This window comes from Aquabacterium sp., assembly GCF_049317225.1.
In the GTDB taxonomy this organism is placed as follows: domain Bacteria; phylum Pseudomonadota; class Gammaproteobacteria; order Burkholderiales; family Burkholderiaceae_C; genus Aquabacterium.
In genome coordinates this window covers 346,216-370,983 of sequence record NZ_JBMOIR010000001.1, presented here as the reverse complement: position 1 = coordinate 370,983, position 24,768 = coordinate 346,216, and the positions used below count along the sequence as shown (strand labels likewise).

General features: G+C 61.8%; 18 protein-coding genes. 3 read left to right on the top strand and 15 right to left on the bottom strand.

Features of this window, described 5'->3' with window-relative positions; all coding sequences use genetic code 11:
* Window positions 1–7: 7 nt before the first annotated feature.
* A complete protein-coding gene (locus tag ACOYNB_RS01505) occupies window positions 8–1,477 on the bottom strand; it encodes a diguanylate cyclase domain-containing protein (RefSeq protein ID WP_422837345.1) in 1,470 nt (489 codons plus the stop codon).
* Between the two features lie 231 nt (window positions 1,478–1,708).
* Between ACOYNB_RS01505 and ACOYNB_RS01500 the strand changes: the two genes are divergently transcribed.
* On the top strand, window positions 1,709–2,968 hold the full coding sequence (locus ACOYNB_RS01500) for a putative Na+/H+ antiporter (RefSeq protein ID WP_422837344.1): 1,260 nt from the start codon (window positions 1,709–1,711) through the stop codon (window positions 2,966–2,968).
* A gap of 24 nt (window positions 2,969–2,992) precedes the next feature.
* Here the strand turns inward: ACOYNB_RS01500 and ACOYNB_RS01495 are convergent, their stop codons facing one another.
* From ACOYNB_RS01495 to ACOYNB_RS01455, 9 genes are all read right to left on the bottom strand, one after another.
* Window positions 2,993–3,478, bottom strand: coding sequence for a hypothetical protein (locus ACOYNB_RS01495; RefSeq protein ID WP_422837343.1), 486 nt, complete (start codon window positions 3,476–3,478; stop codon window positions 2,993–2,995).
* Window positions 3,479–3,493: 15 nt separating this feature from the next.
* Window positions 3,494–4,822 (bottom strand): nitrate- and nitrite sensing domain-containing protein, encoded by a 1,329-nt coding sequence (locus ACOYNB_RS01490; RefSeq protein WP_422837342.1) that lies wholly within the window; start codon window positions 4,820–4,822, stop codon window positions 3,494–3,496.
* Window positions 4,823–4,893: 71 nt separating this feature from the next.
* Window positions 4,894–5,253: a nitrite reductase small subunit NirD gene (gene nirD / locus ACOYNB_RS01485; RefSeq protein ID WP_422837341.1), complete on the bottom strand. Its 360-nt coding sequence runs from the start codon at window positions 5,251–5,253 to the stop codon at window positions 4,894–4,896.
* Between the two features lie 21 nt (window positions 5,254–5,274).
* Complete coding sequence (gene nirB, locus ACOYNB_RS01480; protein ID WP_422837340.1) at window positions 5,275–7,803, bottom strand: nitrite reductase large subunit NirB; 2,529 nt, start codon at window positions 7,801–7,803, stop codon at window positions 5,275–5,277.
* A gap of 298 nt (window positions 7,804–8,101) precedes the next feature.
* Complete coding sequence (locus tag ACOYNB_RS01475; RefSeq protein WP_422837339.1) at window positions 8,102–8,998, bottom strand: DUF535 family protein; 897 nt, start codon at window positions 8,996–8,998, stop codon at window positions 8,102–8,104.
* Between the two features lie 25 nt (window positions 8,999–9,023).
* Window positions 9,024–10,748 (bottom strand): alkaline phosphatase D family protein, encoded by a 1,725-nt coding sequence (locus tag ACOYNB_RS01470; protein WP_422837338.1) that lies wholly within the window; start codon window positions 10,746–10,748, stop codon window positions 9,024–9,026.
* 96 nt (window positions 10,749–10,844) lie between these two features.
* Entirely contained in the window at window positions 10,845–11,645 is an 801-nt protein-coding gene (locus tag ACOYNB_RS01465; RefSeq protein WP_422837337.1) for an acetoacetate decarboxylase family protein, read from the bottom strand.
* Window position 11,646: 1 nt separating this feature from the next.
* Entirely contained in the window at window positions 11,647–13,023 is a 1,377-nt protein-coding gene (locus ACOYNB_RS01460; RefSeq protein ID WP_422837336.1) for an acyl-CoA dehydrogenase family protein, read from the bottom strand.
* On the bottom strand, window positions 13,020–14,156 hold the full coding sequence (locus ACOYNB_RS01455) for an acyl-CoA dehydrogenase family protein (protein WP_422837335.1): 1,137 nt from the start codon (window positions 14,154–14,156) through the stop codon (window positions 13,020–13,022). The genes ACOYNB_RS01460 and ACOYNB_RS01455 overlap by 4 nt, the downstream gene beginning before the upstream one ends.
* Before the next feature lie 125 nt (window positions 14,157–14,281).
* Here ACOYNB_RS01455 and ACOYNB_RS01450 point away from each other — a divergent pair, with 125 nt between their 5' ends.
* Window positions 14,282–15,319 (top strand): AraC family transcriptional regulator, encoded by a 1,038-nt coding sequence (locus ACOYNB_RS01450; RefSeq protein ID WP_422837334.1) that lies wholly within the window; start codon window positions 14,282–14,284, stop codon window positions 15,317–15,319.
* A gap of 127 nt (window positions 15,320–15,446) precedes the next feature.
* A complete protein-coding gene (locus tag ACOYNB_RS01445; RefSeq protein ID WP_422837333.1) occupies window positions 15,447–16,250 on the top strand; it encodes an SDR family oxidoreductase in 804 nt (267 codons plus the stop codon).
* Between the two features lie 8 nt (window positions 16,251–16,258).
* Here ACOYNB_RS01445 and ACOYNB_RS01440 read toward each other — a convergent pair whose 3' ends face one another.
* The 5 genes from ACOYNB_RS01440 to ACOYNB_RS01420 form a co-directional block, all read right to left on the bottom strand.
* On the bottom strand, window positions 16,259–19,219 hold the full coding sequence (locus tag ACOYNB_RS01440; RefSeq protein WP_422837332.1) for an EAL domain-containing protein: 2,961 nt from the start codon (window positions 19,217–19,219) through the stop codon (window positions 16,259–16,261).
* On the bottom strand, window positions 19,216–20,346 hold the full coding sequence (locus tag ACOYNB_RS01435) for an FIST signal transduction protein (protein ID WP_422837331.1): 1,131 nt from the start codon (window positions 20,344–20,346) through the stop codon (window positions 19,216–19,218). The genes ACOYNB_RS01440 and ACOYNB_RS01435 overlap by 4 nt, the downstream gene beginning before the upstream one ends.
* 143 nt (window positions 20,347–20,489) lie before the next feature.
* Entirely contained in the window at window positions 20,490–21,812 is a 1,323-nt protein-coding gene (locus ACOYNB_RS01430) for a diguanylate cyclase (protein WP_422837330.1), read from the bottom strand.
* Window positions 21,809–22,705, bottom strand: a complete 897-nt coding sequence (locus ACOYNB_RS01425) for an ABC transporter substrate-binding protein (RefSeq protein WP_422837329.1) — start codon at window positions 22,703–22,705, stop codon at window positions 21,809–21,811. The genes ACOYNB_RS01430 and ACOYNB_RS01425 overlap by 4 nt, the downstream gene beginning before the upstream one ends.
* Before the next feature lie 43 nt (window positions 22,706–22,748).
* Window positions 22,749–24,713 (bottom strand): TonB-dependent receptor plug domain-containing protein, encoded by a 1,965-nt coding sequence (locus tag ACOYNB_RS01420; protein WP_422837328.1) that lies wholly within the window; start codon window positions 24,711–24,713, stop codon window positions 22,749–22,751.
* Between the last annotated feature and the right edge of the window lie 55 nt (window positions 24,714–24,768).

The window sequence follows — 24,768 nt, the reverse complement described above, 5'->3', positions numbered from 1 at the left end:
CTCGTGCTCAGGCACGTACGACCGCTGTGCGCGCTCGCTTGCTGCGATACATGTCTGCATCGGCGACGGCCATGAGTGCGTCGGCATCGGCACCATCGTCGGGAAACACGGCAATGCCGATGCTGGCGCCCACGCGCAGGGACTGCCCTTGCAGCACAAATGGCGCAGTGAGTTGCTCCGTCAGGCTATCGGCCACGCGCTGGCAAGCCTCGCGATCCGCCACGTCGTGCAGGATGAGCGTGAACTCGTCGCCTCCCCGGCGAGATACCGTGTCACTGGCGCGGAGGGCTTGCTGCAGGCGCATCGCCACGGCCTTGAGCAAGAGGTCGCCCACATCGTGGCCATGTGCGTCATTGACGGCCTTGAACCCGTCCAGATCAATGAACAACAAGCCCAGGCGGCCCTGCTCACGACGTGCGCGGGCCATGCCAACTTGCAGGCGATCATCAAACAACAGGCGATTGGGCAAGTTGGTCAAAGGATCGTTGTAGGCCAGGCCACTCAGATGCGCCTCGGTGCTGCGCTGGGTGGTCACGTCCATCACCGTTTCCACGAACAGCTTGCGCGATTCCCACATCGCTTCATGACGTTCGGTACTGGCGATGAAGGTACTGCCATCCGAGCGATGCCCCACCAGATCCTCGCCCTGTGGCCGCAACAACGTGCTCACACGCAGCCCCACCAAGGCCTCTTCACCATAGCCGAACATGCGGGCCATGGTGTCATTGGTGCGCAAAATCGTGTCCGCATCGGTGTCCAGCACCACCACGGCCGCAGACACCTTGTGCAGCACCTCATCAAGCAGGTCATGCTGCAAGCGGGTCATCTGCATCCGCTTGGCGTACAGCCACATGGAAAAGAAAAAGGTGCCCAACGCCAGAGAGAAGGTGACCCCCAGCAGCAATCGGATGCGCCCGGCTTCTTGCTGTGTCCACGCCTCCAGGGCACCGGTCAGGCGGTTCATCTGATCCAGCAACAGCAAGTTGTCGGCCCGTGCATACGGCATCGCAGGGCCGATCACCTGTGGCAGCTGATCGGGGCGGGCATCCATCACGCGCTGCAAGCGGCTGCGCCAGGGTGCCCATGAGGTCATGGCCTCCTGCAGCACCACCGTCACGCTGCTGGCGCGGACCGGCTCCAGATACACCGGGCGGCCGTATCCATCCAGCGTGTCGCGCCCCTCGGCAAAGCCACTCAGGGTGCCATCAAACAGCTCATAAGCGTCGCGCAACTCGCGCTGCGCGCGGTCGGTCGACAGTCCGAACTGCAGGTCATGCTCCAGCTGGAGCAGGGACTTTGCCATGCGTTGCGACAACATCCGCTGCCGCCCTGCCAGGTTGATGGCCACTGCCCCACGCTCCACTTCCAGCGACTGCCAGAAATTCAGTGCGATGGCGCTGAGGTCAAAAAACAAAAAGAGAGCCACCGCGATCAACAGACCGCGTGAATAGGGCGTGCGTGCGCGTGCAGAGCTCATGCTGATCGCAACTTCCACCCCATTCACGCTGAACTGGGGTGCTCCATCCTGAAATTGTGTGCGTCCTCAGTGTGCCTGCTCGTCATGCCTCAACGTGACACCAGGCCTGCCAACTCGACTGCACCGAGAACGATTTCTCGCGGCAGCGTTGCAAAAAGATGCATGGCAGACTATGCCACGATCATTTCCCTGCATGCCGCAAACCACGAGACGACCACGGATACTCGTCACATGAATCAACCCACCTTCATCCAACTGACGGGCGCCCTCCTGTTTGGTCTGGCCGTCTTGCACACGTTTTCGACCAAGTTCTTTGAGCGCCTGGCGCACCGTCAGCCTCGCCATGCTGGCATCTGGCACCTGTTGGGCGAAGTCGAGGTGGTCTTCGGCTTCTGGGCGCTGGTCCTGATGCTGGTGATGTTTGGCAGCAGCGGGGGTGAAACGGCCATTCACTACATCGAGTCTCGCAACTTCACCGAGCCGCTGTTTGTTTTCGCCATCATGGTGATCGCTGCCACGCGCCCCATCCTGCAACTGGCCGGCCGGTTGGTCAGGCTGATCGCCCGCGGCTTGCCCTTGCCGCAGCCCGTTGCGCTGTACTTTCTGCTGTTGTCACTGGTGCCGTTGCTGGGCTCGTTCATCACCGAGCCCGCCGCCATGACGATGGCCGCCCTCATGCTGAGGGACACCTCGCTGGCACACAAGCCCTCCACCCGCCTTCAATATGTGACCTTGGGGGTGCTGTTCGTCAACATTTCGATCGGCGGCACCCTCACCCACTTTGCGGCGCCTCCCGTGCTGATGGTGGCAGGGACCTGGGGTTGGGATCTGATCTTCATGTTGACCCATTTCGGCTGGAAGTCCGCGATCGCCGTGGCACTGAACGCAGCACTGGCCACCTTGGTGTGCCAGCAAGAACTGCGGCAAGCGCCCCCACCTGCTGCGGCCGAAGCCGGGTCGGCCCCCTGGACATTGGTGATCACGCATCTGGCTTTTTTGGCGCTGGTGGTGGCCTTTGCGCACCATCCCGCCGTGTTCATGGGGCTGTTCCTGTTTTTCCTGGGCATTGCGCAGGCTTATCCACGCCATCAAAATCCACTGATCCTGCGTGAGGCCTTGCTCGTGGCATTCTTCCTGGGCGGACTGGTGGTGCTGGGCGGCTTGCAACAGTGGTGGCTGGAGCCCGTTCTGATGTCCATGAGCAGCGACACGGTTTACTGGGGGGCTACTGCGCTGACGGCCATCACCGACAACGCTGCGCTGACCTATCTGGGCTCTTTGGTGCAGGGCTTACCCCTGGACTTCAAGCTGGCTCTGGTAGGAGGTGCCGTCACCGGCGGGGGGCTCACCCTGATTGCCAACGCCCCGAATCCGGCGGGAGCGGCCATCCTGAAGGACGTGTTCACCGACAAGGCCATTCAGCCCCTGGGCCTGCTGCTGGCTGCGCTGCCGCCCACCTTGATTGCAGCCCTGGCGTTGCGCTGGCTCTGACCCCGCACGACAGCAGGGCCTGACTCACGGCGCCTTGGGCGCCGCTGATGTGCTGTCCTTGTCCAGCAATTTGTCCACGCGCGCTTGCGCCCGGTTGCGCACCACAAATCGCTCCAGCACGGACAGGTCGCGCATGAGTTGCTGCCCTTTGGTGGTGCAGGCTTGCTGGCGCACTTGCTGATCCGCCTTGCGCAGCGCCTTCCATCGGGCTTCAGCGGCTTGCAGCATCTGATCCGCTTCCGGATTACGCAGGCCTTTCTTGTAGGCCACCCCGATGAAAGCAAATCCCAACTCGGTGTCCGAGAGGATGGCTTTATCTCGGGCTGCGGAGCGCGGCTGCGCCTGGCGCTCGACCACGCGCGCCTTCAAGGCTGCCGTGCAATCCGAGGCCTCGGCGTAAAACGGATCCCCGGCAGGCTTGGCGGGGGGCTGCCCCTGCGCCCACGCCGTGAAGCTGGCCACACACAGGAGACTGGCAAGAGTCTGTCGCGCCTTGATCATGCGCCACATGTTACGTCAGGTCGCTCACCGCTTGGTGGCATCTCCGGCTCGTTCGCCAAACACCACATCGGGCAGCGACAAGGTCGCCTGCGCCACGTCCAGCAGCTTGCGGTTGTGATCCATGGAGGCCTTTTGCAAGGCACGGAAAGCGGCGTCTTCCGTCAAACCCAATCGCGCCATGAGCACCCCCTTGGCCCGCTCAATCAACTTGCGCTCGTGTAACGCACGTCGTGCGCTCTCCAGCTCCACCTCCATGCTGGCAAGTCGAGCCGATTGCGTTTTGAGCACATCCAGCAACACGTGCATGGAGGGGTCGTTCGCGGCGCTGGCCGGCACAGGTTTGGTTTCCGAATCCAGCTTGAGTGGCAACGCGGGCACGCCCTGCTGCCCTGACTTGGTCTGGAAGAAACGCGCCACGGCCAAGGCATGCTGAGGGGGATTGGCTTTCAGCTGCGTGACGAGGCTCTCGGAGTCTTGCAAACTTTGTCGAGCCTGCTCGATCTGCGTGGCGCACGCGCCCGACAAACACGCCACCAGCTCGGACTGAATTTGCCACATCTCGGTGATGCGGGCGGTGGCGGCCGCAAACCAGTTCTCACTCATGGACTGGTCCAAGGCCGCACCGTCACGCGTCACGCACAAGGTGCGGCGCAAACGCTCCAGCTGCGCCATGTTGGGCACCAGTTGGTAGCGTTGCCAACGCTCTTTCAGGGCCGTGTCGGCAAACTCTTCAAAAACGCTCAGGCCACGCTCTTGTGCTTCGATGAGTTGGACCACGCGCTGCTGTTCGGCCTCGTCACACTGCCCCGAGGCGAACAACTGAGCGCCCACGGCACGCTCCTGCCCCGCAGCCTCCTTGCCTTGAACAAGGTGCACAAAGGCTACCAGCAACCTGGAAATCGCCGGGTTGGAAGCGGCATCGGCCACCAACACGATCAATTCCAGCAAACCCGCGATCACACCGCTGAAGGCGGCCACCGCGTCATGCGCAGAGCAACTGCGCTGAGCCACGCGAGACCGCAAATCCGTGAGCGCATCCAGATCCAGTGCCACCCACGCCATCAAGGACAGCATCTTGGCCGACGCGCCCTGCTCCGGCAGCAACTGGGCCGACAAGCCGGCATGGAGCGCCTGCTCGATCTGTTGGGATGCCGACATGGCAGCCTGCCGTTCCGGCACAAACCGCTCGCCCGACGAGGCCAAATAAATGCTGGTCGCGCCGCGTTCATGCTGCAGCGCGTGAATCAATTGCCCGACCAGATCGACCAGATCGATGCGCACAGCCAGTTGCTGCAACGCTTCCAGCTCCAGCTGTCGGGCACGTAAGACGAATTGAGACACGGACACAGGCATGGCAAAAACACAAAGACGCTCTGCGGCCATTGTCGCCAATTTGCGCGCAGAGATGGGCTCATCAACTCCAGTCAGGTGATGGCCACCTCGATTCGCCCCCCCGTGACACGCAGTGAATAGGCGGCCACGCTACAACTTGGGTCTTCCAGGCACTCGCCCGTTCGCAGGTCAATGTGGTTCTTGTAGAGCGGCGAGGCCACGACCACCCGCTCGCCCAGATTGCCGACCAGCCCGCGCGACAACACGCTGGCCCCGGACTTGGGGTCCACGTTGTCAATGGCGAAGTACTGCTCCTGGCCCACTCGGAAGACCGCCACGTGGCGCCCCTCCACCCACGCGCACACCCCGGTGTCCGGCCAGATCTCGTCGGCACCACACACGTCGGTCCACAGGCCCACAGCGGGCGCATTCATTTTCATGACGGCATTCATCTCTCTCTCCTGTTCCCCGGCTTAGACCGCAGCCTCGGCCGATGCATCGGCACGTTCGTCTGCACGCGCCGGACGGATCTGGCCGCGCTCCTTCACAAACACGATGCGCTCGTCCTTCACGTCGCTGTTGACGAAGGAGCGGAAGCGCTTGCGGGTTTCCGGATCGGTGATGGCCGTCTTCCACTCGCACTGGTAGGTGTCGACCACATGCTGCATCTGGGCTTCCAGCTCCGCATTGAGGCCCAGGCTGTCATCAAGGAGGACGCCCTTGAGGTAGTCCAGCCCCCCTTCCAGGTTCTCGCGCCAGGTGCTGGTGCGCTGCAAGCGATCGGCGGTGCGCACATAGAACATCAGCACACGGTCGATCAGCTTGATCAGATCGGCCTTGCTGAGATCCGAGGCGAACAGCTCGGCGTGACGGGGCTTCATGCCGCCGTTGCCGCAGATGTACAGGTTCCAGCCCTTTTCGGTGGCGATGACGCCGATGTCCTTGCCCTGCGCTTCGGCACACTCGCGGGTGCAGCCCGACACGCCAAACTTGATCTTGTGTGGTGCGCGCAGACCCTTGTAACGGTTTTCCAGTTCCACGGCCAAACCGACACTGTCGTCCACACCATAGCGACACCAGGTCGAGCCCACGCAGCTCTTCACGGTGCGCAACGACTTGCCATAGGCATGACCCGATTCGAAGCCAGCGGCGATCAGCTCTTCCCAGATCAGGGGCAGTTGCTCCACGCGCGCACCAAACATGTCCACACGCTGGCCACCTGTGATCTTGGTGTACAGGCCGTACTTCTTGGCGATCTGCCCCACGGCGATCAAGCCGTCGGGCGTGACTTCGCCGCCGGCCATGCGCGGCACGACCGAGTAGGTGCCATCCTTCTGGATGTTGCCCAGGAAGTAGTCGTTGCTGTCTTGCAGTCGGGCCAGGTCCTTCTTGAGGACAAAGTCGTTCCAGACCGATGCCAGGATGTTGGCCGCCGTGGGCTTGCAGATGTCGCAACCCAGGCCTTTGCCGTGCTTGGCCAGCAATTCGTCATAGGTCTTGATCTGGCCCACGCGGATGAGGTGGTACAGCTCCTGACGCGAGTAGGCAAAGTGTTCGCAGACATGGTTGTTGACCGCCATGCCGCGCCTTTTCATCTCGGCCTTCATGACCTGGGTCACCAGGGGCACGCAGCCGCCGCAGGTGGCGCCAGCCTTGGTGCACGCCTTCAGGTCCGCAATGCTGGTGATGCCTTCGCCCACGGCCGAGCAGATCTGGCCCTTGCTCACACTGTTGCACGAACAGATCTGGGCGCTGTCCGGCAAGGCGTCAGGGCCCAGGCCGGGCTTGGCCTTGCCATCGCTGGCGGGCAGGAACAGGAACTCGGGATCCTCCGGCAGCGGGATCTGGTTGAGGGTCATCTGCAGCAAGGTGCCGTACTCATCGGCATTGCCGACCAACACGGCGCCCAGCAATTGCTTGCCGTCCTGGCTGACCACCATCTTCTTGTAGACCTGCTTGACCTCGTCCACGTACTGGAAGGTGCGGCAGTGTGGGGTCTTGGCATGGGCATCGCCAATCGAGGCCACGTCTACCCCCATCAGCTTGAGCTTGGTGCTCATGTCGGCACCCGTGAAGGCGGCCGACTCATCGCCTGCGATGTGCTTGGCGACCACGCGGGCCATGTCATAGCCCGGAGCGACCAGGCCAAAAGTCTGATCGTTCCAGGAGGCGCACTCGCCAATGGCGTAGATGTGATGGTCACTGGTGCGGCAGTGATCGTCGATCACCACGCCACCGCGCGGGCCAATGGCCAGCACACACTGGCGGGCCAGTTCATCACGAGGGCGGATACCGGCCGAGAACACGATCATGTCGGTCTCGTGATAGCTGCCGTCTTCAAACATCATGCGGTGCTTGTGCTCGGCGCCATCGACGATCTTGACGGTGCTGTGGCTGGTCAGCACATGTACGCCCAGCGCTTCGATTTTGTTGCGCAGCACGCGGCCACCGACCTCGTCCACCTGCACGGCCATCAGGCGCGGGGCAAACTCGACCACATGGGTGTCCAACCCCATGTCACGCAAGGCTTTGGCACATTCCAGGCCCAGCAGCCCGCCGCCCACCACCACGCCGTTCTTGGCCTTGGCGCCTGCGGCCTTCATGCCCTCCAGGTCTTCGATGGTGCGGTACACAAAGCACTTCTCGCGATCACGCCCGTTGATGGGCGGCACGAAGGGCGTCGAGCCGGTGGCCAACACCAGCTTATCGTACTGCAGGGTTTCGCCGTCGGCGGTGGTCACCGTGTTGGTGCGTCGCTCAATGGCCACCGCCTTGGCGGCCAGACGCAGCTTGAAACCCGTGCGCTCAAAAAAGCCGGATTCGACCAGCGACAAGTCATCCGCTGTCTTGCCCGAGAAGTATTCAGACAGGTGCACGCGGTCGTAGGCGGGGCGCGGCTCTTCGCACAGCACCGTGACTTCCACACCCTTCAAGCCGGTCTCTGCCAGGCTTTCCAGGAATTTGTGCCCGACCATGCCATGGCCAACAACGACGATTTTCATAGGGACTCCGACTAAGGTGCGCGGGGCGCAAACAAACGACAGCTTCGTTCCGGTGCATGCCGATCTGGCCTCAGTCCTTTGATCGACATCCGGAGAAAGCAGAACTGAATCGGTGCTCTACAAATCAGAACCACCGGACTGCTTTCCGCCGCCGTTAGCGGAATCCGTGACGCCCCACGACGCGACAACACGTTGGGGCACGACGAATCACACGCAATTTGTGTGCCATCGCACAGCGCACCATCCCGGTGCCGCCCCCTCCTCGCCGCGCTTTATCCCTGATTGGTATCCCGCCTTGTCACACGTCGGAGCCCACACGCAGGCGCTGCGCCACATCGTCCAGCCATGCATAGCGCCGACGATACATGGCGCGTTTGCGTGCATCGATGTCGCTCATCTCGCGGCGGGGCATCGGTAGCGGCAAGCCCCAGCGGCCTGCCCCTTTGGGCACCATGCTGCAGTCCCGAAACAGGGCCTCGTAGTCAAACGAGATGCCTTTCGGCACCCGGTACCACCGGCTCTTGGCCTGATACCGGGGTGACACGAAGCTAACCGACTGGCGCCATCTTTGCGCCAACACCCCCAGCGCTTCGACCAGAAAGACCTGCGGACGCAGTCCGTGGAAGTGCTTGGTGAACCGCTTGATCACCTCCGGGACAGGGGTCGTCTCGGTCGAGGCGCCACCTTGTACCGAGCCCACCAACATCCGGCCATGCGGCAAGAAGCTGAAAGTCAACTGGAACACGTGCGTGGCATCGCCGTGCACCAGACGCAAGGCCCACAAGCCTTCTTCGGGGTACAAGCTGTTGAAGGCCATCTCAAGCCGGAAGCCCTCCCCCAGGTCCACCAAGATGCTCTCGCGGCCCGCCGCCAGATCCATCTTTTGGCGCGTCGAAAAATGCTGACCCGCCGCGGCGAAATCCGCTGCGGCCCAGTCGGGCCGCCGCCAAAGCGGCACACGTCGGTCCACATAGCAACGCATCACGGGGCGCAGGCACAAGGGGTTGTCCAGCACCAAGGCCTGCCAGGCCGGTTCGATCATCAACGCGGACGTCAATGATTGCCGCCACGGCGCACTCAGCCACCAACGTACGCGAGCGGACCAGGCCGCCCACCGCCCGGATCGCATGCGCATGGCATGTACGGGCGGCTCTGCAAAAGACGACACAGCCCAACTGCGCTGCAAAGCGGTCATACCACTACCCTATGTTGCTGACGCTTCAAGCCATCAGGCTGAAAGAGCGGACCTCATCGGTGGTCGGCGTGGCCACGCTGTAGGTGTGCGAGGTGATGCTGTTGACGAAGACCCAGGCCCCCGTGGCCGCACTCGGTGTGAACGTCATCTTGAGGAAGCCCCGGCGAGATGGGTCCATCCAATGCAGGTCATCCACCACACCTTCAAAAATGCCTTTGATCTGCGCGGGTGGCAATGCCGACAGATACTCTTCCAGACCGGGAGAGCTGACGCTGCTGGTCGCAAATTCCTCGCCCACCTTGACGCCGGCCAGTGCGGGATTCGCGTAGCCAGCCAGGGTCAAATCCGCATGCCACGCGTTGTGGGTGTCACCGGCCAGACAAACGAGGCGCTTGCCCAAGCTGTAGGCCGTCATCAAGAGAGTCTCGCGCGCCGCGGGGTAGCCGTCCCAAGCATCCAGGTTGTAGCCCAGTTTGGTTTGCGCCATCAGGGCTTGCTGCTCGGGCGTGCGAGAGGCCGCAGGGGTGGCCTTGGCCGTCAGGTACGCGGTGATCGCGGCCTGTGCCGCAGCCAGCGCTTCAGGCGACGTGTTCTCAGGGTTCAGTGCGGTCAGGATGGACAAGGGGAAGGCCATGCGCGCCATCAGCACTTGCTGGCCCAACACCTGCCAGGTGGCCGTCGAGGAGGCCAACTGCCCTTGCAGCCAGGACACCTGCGAAGCACCCATCATTTGGCGCGTCGACGACGACAAGGTCGCCGTGGCCGAAGCGGCCTTGCTCGGATCCAGCAACTCGCTGAACGTCACCTGCTTGTCGCGGCCGTACAGACGGGTGTCGAGCATGTGCAGGCTGAGCAGGTTGCCGAAGTCGAAGGAACGGAAGATCACCGATGCGTCGCTGCCGGTGCGAATGGGCATCCACTCGTGATACGCCTGCATGGCGGCCTGCTTGCGCACCGCAAAAGAGCCTTCGGTGGCGGCGTCGTGGTTTTCAGCCCCATCCTTGTAGCTGTCGTTGGCCACTTCATGGTCGTCCCACACCGCAATCATCGGCATGCGGGCATGCAAGGTCTTGGCGTCGGGGTCGGACTTGTACTGCGCATGGCGACGACGGTAGTCGTTGAGCGTCAGCAACTCGGACATTGGCTCGACCACCCGCCCCAGGCTCTTGGCCTGCGCAGAGGCATAGGCGGGCGAGCCATCGGCATTGGTGGCGCCGTATTCATAGATGTAGTCGCCCAGATGAATGGCGAACTGCGCGTTGGACTTTGCGGCCTCAGCGTAGACATTGAAGTAGCCAGCCGGGTAGTTCGCACAAGAGAACACCGCCAGCACCACTTCGTCCACCGATCCGGTGGGCAGGGTGCGCGTGCGGCCAATGGCCGACTGATGGCTTCCCTGACGGAAGCGATAGAAATATTCCGTCGCGGGACTGAGACCCGTGGCATCCACTTTGACCGTGAAAGCCTTTGCCGATGTGGCCTGGGCCGTGCCATGGCTCACCACCGTCTTGAAGGTGTTGTCCGTCGCGACCTCCCAGGTCAGGTCGACCATGCCATCACTGTCGGGATACTTGGCGTGCGTCCACAAGATCACACGGTCGCTCAATGGGTCGCCGCTGGCCACGCCGTAGTTGAACTCGGGGGCATCGTCGCCACCACCGCAGCCGGTCAACGCCATGCCGCTGCTCCCGACGGCGGCCAGTGCGCCCAGTTGAATCACAAACTGTCGCCGAGCATTCTGAACTGTCATGATGTAACACCAAGTAAGCCAAAGGCTCGCTACCTTGATGGATGACCATGACAGGCACATGACGCAGGCTGAAGTCCCAGCCTGCGCTCAGGGCATTCAGCGTGACGGCACCGGGGCCCCTGCATTGAGCCGCAACTGCAAGCGATCACTCATGCTGGCGCAAATCGGCTTCGCGCCGTCGAGCCCCAGCGCGCGCAGACGCTGTGCCATGGGGTGGCGCGATGTCGGCGACACATGCAGGCGCAGGCTGCCCGGCAAACGCATTTCTGCTCCGCCACGCGTGTTGACCAGCGTGCGCAACAGCGGCCCGTTCAGCCTGGAGTACAGGACCAGGTCCAGCAGCGGACCTGCCACGCCCAAACCGGCACACCCGTCGACCCGGACCAGGTCAGATTGATCAGCCGGATCGGTCACGATGCCGGTGAATTGCCGCCCCTGGCGTTGGAACAGAATGGGGGTCACAAACTTGGGATAGCCCCACACTTCCTTGCCTGCGGCACACGCTGCATCGGTGGTCACCGGGAGGTCGACCACATGGAAACCCAGCGGGTTTTTGTCCAACGGACGAAGGTAAGACAGCAGGGGCATTGCAGGCACGGCGGCACCCTTGGGCGCCACGGCAATCGCGATGCCCGCCTCGTTGTAGGGCGCAATCGCGGTGCGCCGGTATTCGTAAAACGCCACACCCACCATGGCTTTGCCGCCCGCAAAGGGCACCACATCCAGTTCTGGGTCCTGCACCAGCGACGCAGCCTTGTCGAGATCGACCAGAAAAAGCGCCATGGCAATCGAGCAATCGAAATACAGGATGGGCAGGTCGATCTCGCCGCAACTGGTCTGGAAGGGGGTCACGGGGTACTGAAAGAAAATGTCTTGGTTCCAGGGAGAAGGGGTCATCTCATACTCCTACGGGGTGTTCGGTGTCCAGCAACTGCGCCTGCCAGTCCTCCATCAAGGACAGCCGGTTGATCTGGTTCGTGCCTTCAAAAATGCGCGTGAGTCGCACATCGCGGGCGATCCGCTCGATGCGTGCCTCGTGCGCGCAACCGTGATCGCCCAACAGGTCCATCGCCATTTCACAGATGCGCTGGGCCCGATCTGTCGCCTGGAACTTGCACGCTGACGCCTGCAACTGGCGTGGCGTCCATCCATGACGCGCCTCTTGCCACACCATGCTGCGCAGGGCACGCGTCTCTGCCAGCATGGTGGCGAGGTGCAATTGCACTTCCTGGTAATCGATGAGGGGCTTGCCGCCCAAACGATAGGTGCGCGCAAACTCGATGGCGACCTCGGTGGCGGCACGGGCAAAGCCCACGCCCATGGCGGCCACAGGAATGCGCGAGGCATTGAGCGTGGCGCGATTGAGCACCCAGCCGCGGCGCAAGCCCCCGATGACCGCATCGTCCGGCACGAACACGTCAGAGAACTCCAGCTCGGCCGCACCAGAAGCACGCATGCCCATCTTGAGCTCGGTGCGAACCACCTTGAAGCCCGGGCTGTCGGCTCGAACGTGAAAGCAGGTCCACGACGACATGTTCTCCCCCGCCAGCGCGGCAAAGACCGTCAACGACTTGGCCAGATCCCCTCCACTGATGTAGCACTTGCGTCCATTGAGCAACCAGCCCCCTGGCACCGGCCTCGCCACCACACCCGGCCGGTACTGCGCAGCACCATGCCCGTCTTCGGCATCCGAACCTGCACCGGGTTCGGTGATGGCAAAGGCCATGAGGTGCGGCTCACCACGCTGACACGACTGGTAGACCGGGCGCAAGAACTTCCAGATCTTGCTGAGCTCACCCGAGACCAGGATCGGCATGGTGCCCAGGTGATGGGCCGACAACAGCAGCATCAACCCACCGCAGGCGGCCGAGAACTCCTCCACCACCAAGCTGCATTGCCAGATCATGGGGTACGGCATGGCTCGCCACGACATCGCCCCCAGAGGTGCGGGCAACACATAGCTGAGCCAGCCCTGGCGTCCGGCTTCGGACAGCAGGTCGGCCAACTCCGGGTGGCACGCACCGGCAGGCAGGTGAGCCGCCAGATCCATCTCGGCGGACAAGGGCTGCAGATGCTGCGCCGCAAAGTCTTTGGCGCGACGCCGCAGCGCACGCAAGGCCGCTGGCAAGTGCCGGGTATCGGTCTCCCACAGATCCAGTTGAGGATAGGCCGTCGCCCACCGACTCAAAGCGGGCAATTGCTCAAATTGCCAGCGCGGGGACAGCACATGGTTCAAGGCCAGATGCCCGTCCAGATGAATGCGTTCGCGCATCATGCGACCTCCTCTTGCAAGGCCTGCAAGGCCATGGGCAGCCCCCACACGCCACCACTCAGTTGCCGCAACATGTTTTGATCTCGCAGCAGGCGCTCGGGGCCAGCGTCACGCATGTAGCCCACACCACCATGCACCTGGATCACCTGATGACTGGCGTGCACCAAGGCTTCGCAGGCCTGCATGCGGATCGTCACCACATCCTGCAGATCCACCTCGTGAACGGGCACCTGGCAGGTTCTCAGCAAGCCAGACACCATTCTTTCTGCGGCATGGATCTCGCCCAACATGATTTGCACCGCCGGATGCTGCTCAATCGTGGTGCCACCTTGTCGACGCAAACCGGCGAAGTCCTTCGCCAAGAGAGCGCCGCGCTGCGTCACCCCCAGGCCAATGGCCACCAAGCCCAACCAATCCACCTTCAGCACCGTTGACAACACCTGTCTCGCCACATCGCCAGACAAGTTGGAGACCACCATCTCGCAGCTCTCACGCAGCAGCACCTTGGACAGGGTCAGGTCCGACAAGCCGTGCGGTGCCACGTCCTGCTTGACCTGCAATCCTTCATGACGGACCCACGCCCACTGCACCACACCATCCCGCCAAACGGGCCAGACCACATCGCGCCAGTCGGGCATGGCCACCACCACGGACGCAGCGTCAGGACGCCCAAGCCAGTCAGCCAGCATGGCATCGTCCTCCACCGTCACGGCGCCCCTCGTCAGCCAGCGCCCCAAGCTGCCTCTCGCCAAGCCGTGATGGCCGGTGGTCACCAGCGCGGCGTCGGTCAGATCCAGTTCAACAAACGCGCCCCCCAATTGCGCTTGCAGCCAGGCCCCGAGGGCCCGACGATGGCAAGCGAACGCCAGCCCCGCATGGCTTCGACCGATGGTGGTCAGCACCCCCAGGCTGAGCGTCATGCCAGATGCCGACGACACATCGCACCACAGCCCCGGCACCTCAGCATCAGATGCCACCGGCACCACGCCCATGTCCGTGAGCATGCCCATCAAGGCGTGCAACGCTTGGGGTGTCAGCCCCTCCTCCCATCGTGCGGCACGCTTGTCCACCTCTCCGGCACAAAAGCTTGCGACCTCATCCAGGATCCATCGCACATCTGACGCATCCAATGCCACCGTTCACCTCCGACATGTCCGAACAACTGGTCGAAATGATCTGGCAGTGCGGGTAGAACCCCAATGCTGACCGAGGTCTACTTATTTATGATTTGGGCCATATGGCCTAAACAAGGGTAAACACGGTGAGCACTTGGGATTTTGTTCGAGACCCCTCCAGCATTCGCCTGCTCGTCAACTATGGCGAGCTGCACGGCGTGAGTGCCCCCACCTTGCTGAGGCGTACCGGCTTGCACAAGGAGCAGTTGCAGGACCCCAATGTCGAGGTGCAGGCCACGCAAGAGTTGCTGGTCATTGCCAACCTGATCAAGGCCCTGAAAAACCCACCTTTGCTGGGCCTGGATGTCGGCCTGCAGTATGGATTCACCACTTACGGCATCTGGGGGTACGGCCTGATCAGCAGCGCCACTGTGGGCGATGCGCTGAGCCTGGCGTTGCGCTTCATGCCCCTGACCTACGCTTTCACGCAGATTTCGACCACACACTTGGACGAGCAGATTGTCATCAAGTTCGCCCCCCCGGCCGTGGATGAACCCGTTCGCACCTTCCTGGGGCTGCGGGATCTGGCCGCAGCCACGCGTCTCATCGCCGACTTGATGGGGCAGCAGGTTCAACTCACGAGCCTGAAGCTGTCTATTCCTGCCCCACGTGCGGAGCAAACCCGAGGCATGCCACCCGGACTGCTCGGTTGCCCCTTTGAATTTCAATCCGACCTGAATGCATTCTCCCTGAGCACGCAACATCTGCTTCGGCCACTGCCCAATGCGAATCCGCTCACGGCCTCCATGTGCGAGCAACTGTGCGCCGCACTGGTCGAGAAGCGACGCCGACGCTATGGCACGGCGGAATTGGTGAAAACGCATCTGCTCTCATCGTCTGGGCAGGCCATGCCCGACCTGCCCCGCATGGCTCGACTGCTCTACACGACCGAGCGAACGCTGAAGCGCCGACTGCAGGCCGAAGGCGTGACTTTCCGTCATTTGCAGGCCACCGCACGCCAGCAACTTGCCAGCGATCTCCTGCAGGACGACACCCTGTCACTCGACGAAATCGGCAGCCGACTGGGCTTCAGTGACCAGTCCTCGTTCTCTCAAGCCTTCAAACGCTGGACGGGCCATGCCCCGGGGCAATGGCGCAAGCAAACACGCAAGGACATACCCTGAGAGGCGCCCGCTTGGCCCACAAGCTAAAGCAGCCGGCCCAATCTCACATTGGCTGTGCCACCCGTCTCAGCAATGATCCGCGTTTTTCCGACGTTCGGATCGCCCCCGTCGATCTCTTGCAGTAGCCATGACCACGCCTTCGCCCACCCGCAATCCATCTTCCGCGCACTGTGCCTTCGTCACCGGCGCCGCACACGGCATTGGACGCGCGACCGTTCTGGCGCTGCTCAAGGAAGGGTGGCTGGTGGGGGCGGCGGATGTCGACACGGCCGGGCTGGAGCGACTGGCGACCGAAGCGCAGTCTCCGCGCTGCCTCACGTACAAGCTGGATGTCGCCAGCATCAGTGACTGGCAAGCCGCGCTTCAATCATTTCACACGGTCAGCCAGCGCCTGGATCTCTTGATCAACAATGCAGGCATTCTGGTCTCAGGCGACTTCGAGTCGATTGATTTGGCGCGCCAACTCAGATTGGTGGACATCAACATCAAGGGGGTGATGACGGGCTGCTACGCCGCATTCCCTTACCTGCGCCAGACACCCGGCGCCACCGTGATCAATCTGTCGTCCGCATCCGCCACTTATGGCCAACCCAGTCTGGCGGCGTACTCCACCACCAAATTCGCGGTACGAGGCCTGACCGAGGCCCTCAACATCGAATGGCAGCGACACGACATCCGTGTGATCGACATGATGCCGCTCTTCGTGCAAACCGACATGGTGGTGGGCATGGACGCCCGCAGCATCGAGCGCCTGGGTGTGCATGTTCGCCCAGACGACGTCGCCCGGCACATTGTGCGTGCAGCCAAACGCGCCCACAGTCATTACCCGGTGCACTGGCATGTGGGCCCGCTGGCCGGACCTTTGTTCGCACTGAGTGGCATGGTTCCCGGGCGGCTACAACGCTGGATTGCGAAAAAAATCGCCGCGTGAGGGCTCGCTCAGGCCGGCTTGTTCAGCCCACGCTCAGCCCAGTCTGTGATGCGCCCGATCAAGGACTCGCCCTCTTGACGCAGCCGCACAATGCGATCACGCAACTCCGCCAGGCGGCCCTCCCGCTTCAGGGTCATCAATTCGGTGGCCTGGTCATGCAGGCGCAAGTGATCCAGGTCGGCTTCGTGCAGGTCATGCTCATTCAAGCCGGCTTGCTGCGCGGCCTTTTGCAGCCAGCGACCAAAGTGACAGCGCCCGGGATCCAGCTCCGGCGGCTGCTCACGGCGGCCCTCCAAAAAGGCATCGAGCGCATTGATCCATGCACGCACGTCGATGCTGGCTCGCAGCACCGACACCGCCATGGGTCCCAAGGTTTGCGTGGCCACCCACCGGGGATGGAGTTGCCAGTGGCTCAACCACGTCAACAACTCCGAAGCTGGCAGCGGTCGAGAGATCCCGAACCCCTGCCCCAACTCACACCCCAACTGCAAGAGCATGACGCCGTGGTCAATGGTCTCGATGCCTTCGGCGATGACCTCTCGGTCAAAGGCCTTGGCCAAGCCCATCACCCCCTCCAAAATGGCCAGGTCATCCGGATCCTCCAGCATGTCCCGAACAAAGCTCTGGTCGATTTTGAGTTGATGGGCCGGCAAGCGCTTGAGGTAACTCAGCGACGAGTACCCCGTCCCAAAGTCATCGATCGCGCTGCGCACCCCGCGCGACGCACACGCCGCCAACAATTGGGATATCTGGGAAATGTCCTGCAACGCGCTGGTTTCGACGATTTCGATTTGCAGGAAGGATGGCGGCACGTCGGGATGACGTGCCAGGATCATGTCCAGTCGCTCGATGAAATCGTCTTGTTGCAAATGGCGCGCCCCGATGTTGACGCTGACCGGAATGTCGTGCCCAGCCTGACGCCAAGCGCCGATCTGAACCAGCGCCGTCTCAATGACCCACTCGCCGATGTCCACGGCCAAGGGATGGTTCTCCGTGACGGGCAAGAAGACCGCTGGGGACAAGATGCCACGCTTGGGATGACGCCAGCGAATCAGGGCTTCCGCTCCCATCAGACGGCCTGAGCGCAGGTGCACCTTGGGCTGGTAGTACAACTCGAATTCGCCGTCCTTCAAGGCCCGCGCGATGTCCTGCAAGTGCTCGTGCAAGCCACGGGCGTCACGATCCTTGTCTGGATCAAAGATGTAACATCTGTTCTTGCCCGCCACCTTGGCCTGATACATCGCCTGATCGGCTTGCCGCAGCAACTGATCCGCATCGATGTCGTCCGTCCCCCGATAGAAGGTGACCCCGATGCTGGCCGAGGCTTGCAAGGACAGCCCCTCGACTTCGCACCGCTCAAAGGCGGCCTGTTGCAGGCGTTGCAACAGGGGCTCGGCATCGGCCGTGTTGCGCAAATCAATGAGCACGGCGACGAACTCGTCCCCGCCCAGACGGGCCAAGGTATCGCTCTCGCGCAGTTCGCGCTTCATGCGATCGGCAATCGCCGACAAGAAACTGTCGCCCACGCTGTGACCATGCTCGTCATTGATGGCCTTGAAGCCATCCAGGTCCAGGTAGGCAACGGCCACCTGCAGACCACGACGCTTGGCTTGCAGCATGGCTTGCTGCAAGCGATCGGCCAGCAGCACCCGGTTGGGCAGCAGCGTCAGGGCGTCGTAATGCGCAATGCGCTCCAGTTGGCGCTCATGCTCCTTCTGCTTGCTGACGTCCGAGAACAGCGCCACGTAATGCGTGACCTGATCCTTGGCGTCGGTCACCGCGCTGATGGTGATTTGCTCTGCATAGATTTCGCCACTGCGTCGGCGGTTCCAGACCTCACCACTCCAGTGCCCATGCGCGGCCAAATCACTCCACATGGACTGATAAAACTCACGGGTCTGCCGCCCACTTTGCAGGATGCGCGGCGTCTTCCCGACGGCCTCTTCGCGAGGATAGCCCGTGATGTCCGTGAAGGTTTCATTCACATCGACGATGGTGCCATCCGCCTGGGTGATCATGATGCCTTCGCGCGCATGGGTGAACACGCTCGCCGCCAGCAAGAGTTGCTGCTCGGTCTTGCGGCGCTCGGTGATGTCACGCGCAAGGCCCATGATGCCGAGCACACTCCCATCCTCCGTACGGACAGGCACTTTGGTCGTTTCATACAAACCACTGGGCCGGCCATCGGCAAAGTCCAGCCACTCTTCAAACACATGAGGCTTGCTGGCCTCCATCGCGATCAAATCGTCCGAGCGAAAGGCCGCAGCCTTGGCCTCATCAACGAATTCACGGTCGAAGTGGCCGAGCAACTGGGCTTCGGTAACGCCGAACATGCCCTCGAAGCCCTTGTTGCAAAACAGATAGCGCCCCTCTGGCGACTTCATCCAGAACAAGTCCGGCAGGGTGTCGGTGAGCAGGCGCAGCAAACGGCGCTGTTCCTCCGAATGGCGCAACGCCACGAACAAGTCGTGCCGAGCCTTGTCTCGGTCATCCTGAAGACGTTGTGTCAGCTGATCATTGCCACGACACAACTCAACCGTTCTCGCCAAGTTGCGCAACACCGGGCTGAACACTTGCACCAACGGCAATTCGGTCCGTGGCATTTCGGGGGCCAACAGCACGATCACGCCACAGCCCGGAATCGGCAGCCGCAAACCACAGACCAAGCGACTGGCGCCGCCAAGGGCACGTACATCGGATTCGCCCAACCACCCCGATGCAGGTTCGGCGTAAGCATCAGGCAACGACAAGACTTGCCCTTGCTGCGCGCTCAACAGTTGATCGCCCAACGCCACCTCACACCGCAGCGCACCTTGCCCCGGTTCGCTCAACAGTACGACCCCGACAGGAAACGACGTGTGAAACAACAAACGCTGCAAGACCCGCCCCAACAGCGGCTGGACATGCACCTCACTGCCGATGGTCAGCGTCAGGTCATACAGAACAGGAAGAACATGCTCGCGCTTCATCGCCCTTGCCACGTGGTGCAGACCAAGGCTGCGTTGTGAAACATGGGATACCCCCACACGTCCGGATTCCCCACTTCCCCAAGGGACAGTGCGCCCCCCATGACCGGCGCATGCAGGCGAGCCTGCATGGCGGCAAGTTCGCCATGAACCGCTTCTCCCATGTGCATGCGACGCCCCGCGCAATAAAACAGGCAAGCGTTCTTGCCCTTGGCATGGGGGCCCAGCGCAACCTCCAGGGCATCCACGCACGCCGTACCCAAGGCATCTGGCCCACGCAGCACCACCAACATGGCATGCTCAGGCACTTCACCTTTGAGGATCAGCGAACCATCCTCCTTGAGTTGCACGGGAATCCGAACCAGCACATCGCCATTCGCTCGCAGCAAACCAATGGGGAAGTGCACGGCATACGTATAAAAGTTCTCTTTCGTCAGCTCGACACCATAGTGTTTGCGGACCAAGTCTCTGTACACCTCGAACGCTGGCTGCCAGTCAATGCTGACGATGCGATTACCTTGCGTGGCTGTGGCGCTCAAAACGTGCTCTGGCACCGGGTAACAATGTGCCAACGCCGTCTGAGCTGCTGCCGGCAAGAGCGCACACAGCACGCCTCGCGCAATCAGCCGATCTCCGTCAAACAGACAGGGAATGGGCTCAAAGGTTTCAGATCCCGTACAGACACCGGCATACCGGAAGCGATCCGCCACCCGCTGATACAGCCCCTCCAGGATGGACGCGATGTGCTGCAACTCACTGTCAAACATCAGGTACAGCGTCGGCGGCCCTTGCCCCTCATCTGGCACGCTCACGGCGGACAAGGCATTGGCAATGCGCAAAGCAGCCTCGGCTGCATCGTCGGGCAAATCAGGCACCAACGTGTAGGTGGCACCACGCTCGTGCGCCAACAACCACACGCCATCACTGACCAGCTGATCGCCATCGATCAGCTGCGGAAACACCCCGCCAAACAACGACATGCCGCGACGTCGACAGATGCCTTGCAACACAGGCAACCGCGCCACCTCGCGCTCGGGCAAAAGGGCCATGACGGCCACATCAGGCCATTGCGTTTGCCAGGCTCCGAGCGTCTGGTCGAGCAAATCCTCGTCCATCGCAACACGACGCATGTGTGTGGAATTCATAAGGCAACGGTTTTGTGCAACCACGGTGGGACACCATACAGTCGGTCGAGTGTAGGCGCCCGCTCGACATCACGATGCTGTTAAATACTCCACATGTATCCGTCTGTTTTCCCGACATGTGTCGAGAGCTACCCCATGGGAATTTCGTCAATCCGCACACAGTTACGCCCCTCGGCCTTGGCACGGTAGAGTGCTGAATCCGCCCGAGCCAGCCACACGGACAAACTCAACTCACGCGGATCAAATTGGGCCACGCCCACGCTGACGGTATAGCGCAAGGGCTTTCCGTCCACCATCAGCATGTGCTCATCGACGGCCTCACGGATCCGCTCAGCCAAAGCCTGAGATCGCTCGGCACTGATGTTGGGCAACAGCACCACGAACTCTTCGCCGCCCAGTCGCGCAACCAAGTCCACAGAACGCACCTGCTGCAACACGGTTTGCGCAAAGCTGACCAACACAGCATCACCCGTCATGTGGCCGTAGGTGTCATTCACAGCCTTGAAGTGATCCAGGTCCATGATGAGCAAAGACAATTCCGTGCGATACCGAATGGCCCGCTGCATTTCGGCCTCGGCGGCCTCCGTGAAGGCGCGGCGGCTGGCCACCCCCGTCAGGGCATCCGTCCGAGCGGCTTGCTCAGCCGCATCTTTTTGAACACGCAACTCCTGTGTTGCATGCTCAATTTGCTGCTGCAGTTCTTCCTGCGTGGTGGCGATGCGCGCGATCATCAAATTGATCCCGACCGCCAGAGGGCGCAAGATGCCCGCGCGCTCAGCTTCCACGCGCGAATCCAGATGCCCACGCCCCACCTGAACCACCACCCGGTTGATGCGCCCGATCTGCGCCGTCACCACTGAGGCAATCACCGAAGCCAGAATGCCCGCGAGCAACAGGCCCCCTGCTGCTGTGGCCAAGGACCATGTCAACAGCTCACGCCTTTGTTGCTCCAGCGTCAGCATCGACATTTCGAGCACGGCATACCCCAGCACCTGCGCTTTGGCCACGCGAGCAGCCCCTGCCATGGGCGGCGCGTAAGGATCATCCACCGGCACGGCGGTGGGGTAGATGGGTTGAGCCACCAGCAGGTTCTTGCCGGTGACCACTTGCAGCGCGCCATCCAGGCGGGGCATCTGGGACATGGGCTGCCCCACCGACGCGCGGACCTGGCCTTGGGCGTTGTAAATGATGACCGCACGCAACTGTGCATCACTGCGCATGGCGGCTTCGGCCAATCGGATCAGCCCTTCGCGGTCTCCCGCAAACAGCATGAACTCTGCGGCACTGCCCAACTGTCTGGCTGACGCGATCGCGCGATCTTTCAGCGCATCGGCCATGCGCTCGCCATAGCGCGAGGCAAAACCCACAACCAGCAGCCCAATCACCAACATGGCGGGCAAGGCCGTTGCAATCCACAGGCGCGCCCGGATACCACCCAACTTCAGCGTCACCGTCCAACCTCCTGGCGCCTGATGGCTTCCGTCAATTCGGCAGCATCTGGCACATCCAACCCCATTGACCGACAAACCTGCTCATTCACGGCAATGGTGAAACCATCGGCCAATCGGGGGGCAGGCCAACTCTGCGAACTCACGGAAAGCCGCAACAAGGCAGCCACCTGTTTTCCAACCTGTGCCGGACTGGCATACAACCCCAAGGTCGCGCCAGCTTTCACCAACGACGGCGAATACGCCACCACCGGCACCCGCTGCCGATACGCAGCAATCAACAAATTCTGAAGTGCAGAGGCATCCACCACGGCACTGTCAGGCAAGACCAGCAAGACATCACAGTCAGCCAGCACCGCACGCAAACTGGCGTATACCGTATCTGACCTGGCGATCGTGCCCAGCACCAAATGCAGCCCCCGATCACTGGCGGCTTTGCTCAGGGCAGCACGTGTTGCGGTCGCGTCAGCACCAATCAACACGCCAACACGGCGCAGACGAGGAAAAGCACGAGCGATCAGATCGAGGTAGCGCTCCACGGGCTGATCGAGATAGGCCGCAGAAACCCAGGCAGGCGGATGCTTCCAGACCGTCTGAAAACCATCCCGCGGCAACAAGCCGGCCACCACGGGCACGCGTGCCCAGTCTGCATGGGCCTCGGCCCGCTCCATGGCGATGCGCAACGCCGAGCTGCCCAAGGTCACCAAAGCTGCAGGCGGGGATCCCACCGGCAACTCCCGCCCATTCAAAACCAGCAGGTCTTTGCCTCGACCATTCTGGCGCCACTCGGCCTGAATGGCCGAGGCAGCTTCGGCATAAGCCCAGGAGTTATCTGACAGCAGCACCCAAATGGCGTCTGACGCAGCCAGCACACGGCCTGCCCCCGCAGCAAACAAGCTGCCGGCAGCGAAAGCCAGTGCATGACGTCTGCGAATCAGATCAATACTCCATGCTGATATTCATGAATGTGCGGCGCCCGACTTCCAGATTTCTTCTTGGAAGGAAGAAGGGCCGACTCCCCTCTGCGGACTGTACAGTCAATGAGGCCTCAGCTTTGGCTCGCCCCACCCGGAAGGGGTAAGCCAACCGTACGTCCGTACGGTGCGCGGCGGCCAGCCAGTCGCGCTGATCACGCCAGGTCATGCTGCCCAAGAACTGATATACGACGGACAACTGGAATTGCCCTGGCAAACGCTGAAACCACGCCAGCGTCGAAGCATGCTGAGGCGGACGACGCTCACGACGGGCGTTCAGCACAGGATTCTCCCAATCCAATGTCGAGAAACTCTGGTTCCACCAGATTTCACTGCCCTCAAACGGCTTCCAGCGCATTTGGGACTCCAGCCCACGGATTTCGAACCCAGGCTTGTTCATGTAGTCCTTGACATCATCGATGCCGGTCGCGGCGTTGTCGTACTTTTCCACACCGATGAACCCCACCAAACGCTCGTTGTACAAGCGAACGTCCAATGTCAGGTTCTGGTTGGGAAAACGTCCGAGGTAGCCGATTTCCTGGCTCCGCAGCTTTTCTGGTCGAGCCAGTCCTCGGGCCGCAAATTCCTGCGCTACCAACACGCCCCCCAAGTAATAGCGGATATCGGCATTCAATTCCGACAAACTGGGGGTCCGCATGGACTCGGTCACCCCGGCTCGGAAGGTGTGCTCCGGTGTTGGCAGCCAGTTCAGCATCAGGCGAGGCGCTTTATAAAGCCCGGCCTGACTGTGTTGCCCCACAAACAAAGCCGCGTTGAGCAGCCACGTTGGCGTGAAGCGCCACTCCAGCGTCCCAAACACACGCTCTTCATGGAAGGACTGCCAGTCGTCTGTGGCATACAAAGGCAAGGACCGCGTCTTCTCGTCTTTGTAGCCCACGCCAACGACCGTGCGAACGGTGGGCGACAGCGTCGTCTTGCGCTGAACCTCCATGTTGGTGCGCTCGCCAATACCGCCGTAATCCATGAGGATATGAAACGCATCGGTGGAATAGGCCACGTCCTTGCGCCAGTCCTCCATGTAGTTGATGGAGAACTGCAGCTCATCGGCGTCCGACAGTTGGTGACGCCATTGCCCATTCAAATAGACGTCATTGGTGTACACCGTGTGCAAGGGGTTATAGGCATCGACCGCAAAGCCCTCGCCGCCACTCTGATACGTCACCCCAGCGGTCAGCATCACATCGTCTCGCACCGTGGGCTTGAAATCTGCCCGGCCGTGCAAGTGACTCAACGACAGATCGTCAAAGACATTCAAATAGCCGCTGTCCCGCTGATCGCCCACAGACAGCCTGAAACTGGCCCGCTCATCGCCAAAGCCCAGTCTCGCACGCCTGTCCTGAATGCCACTGTCCCCGTAGGTCAGTGACACCTCACCGCCGATCGTGTCAGCACTGTGGCGCGTGATGATGTTGATCACCCCGAACATCGCGTTGGCGCCATAGGCTGCCGAGTTGGCACCGCGCAGCACTTCAATGCGCTCGATGTCTTCGAGCATCACATCCAGCATGCCTCGGTGGGTGTCGCCAAGGTACGCGGACGAGTAAACCGAACGACCATCGATCAGGACCAGATTCCGGGTGCCGTAGTCATCGACCGGGATGTGATACGCCGCCACCGGGTTGGCGCCATTCCAGCCACCCGAAAAATAGCCCGGCACCAGACGCAGCACATCCGCGACCGTCCGAGCACCGGACAAGCGAATGGTGTTGCGATCAATGACGGTCATGGCACCGGGCGCCTCGTTAAGCGGCTGCTCCAGGCGACTGGCCGTCAACACCACCGGGACGTTGGCAAAGTAATCCTCCTCGGAGGCAACCCGATCAACGCCCTGTGCAAGTGAGAGTGAGGCCCCACCACCCAGCACGGCACAGAAGCCCAGCAACTTGCAAACAGTCCGGATACGCAACATCGATGACAACTTCGGTTAGACAAATACACATGGCACGGTTTGATTATCACCGTTG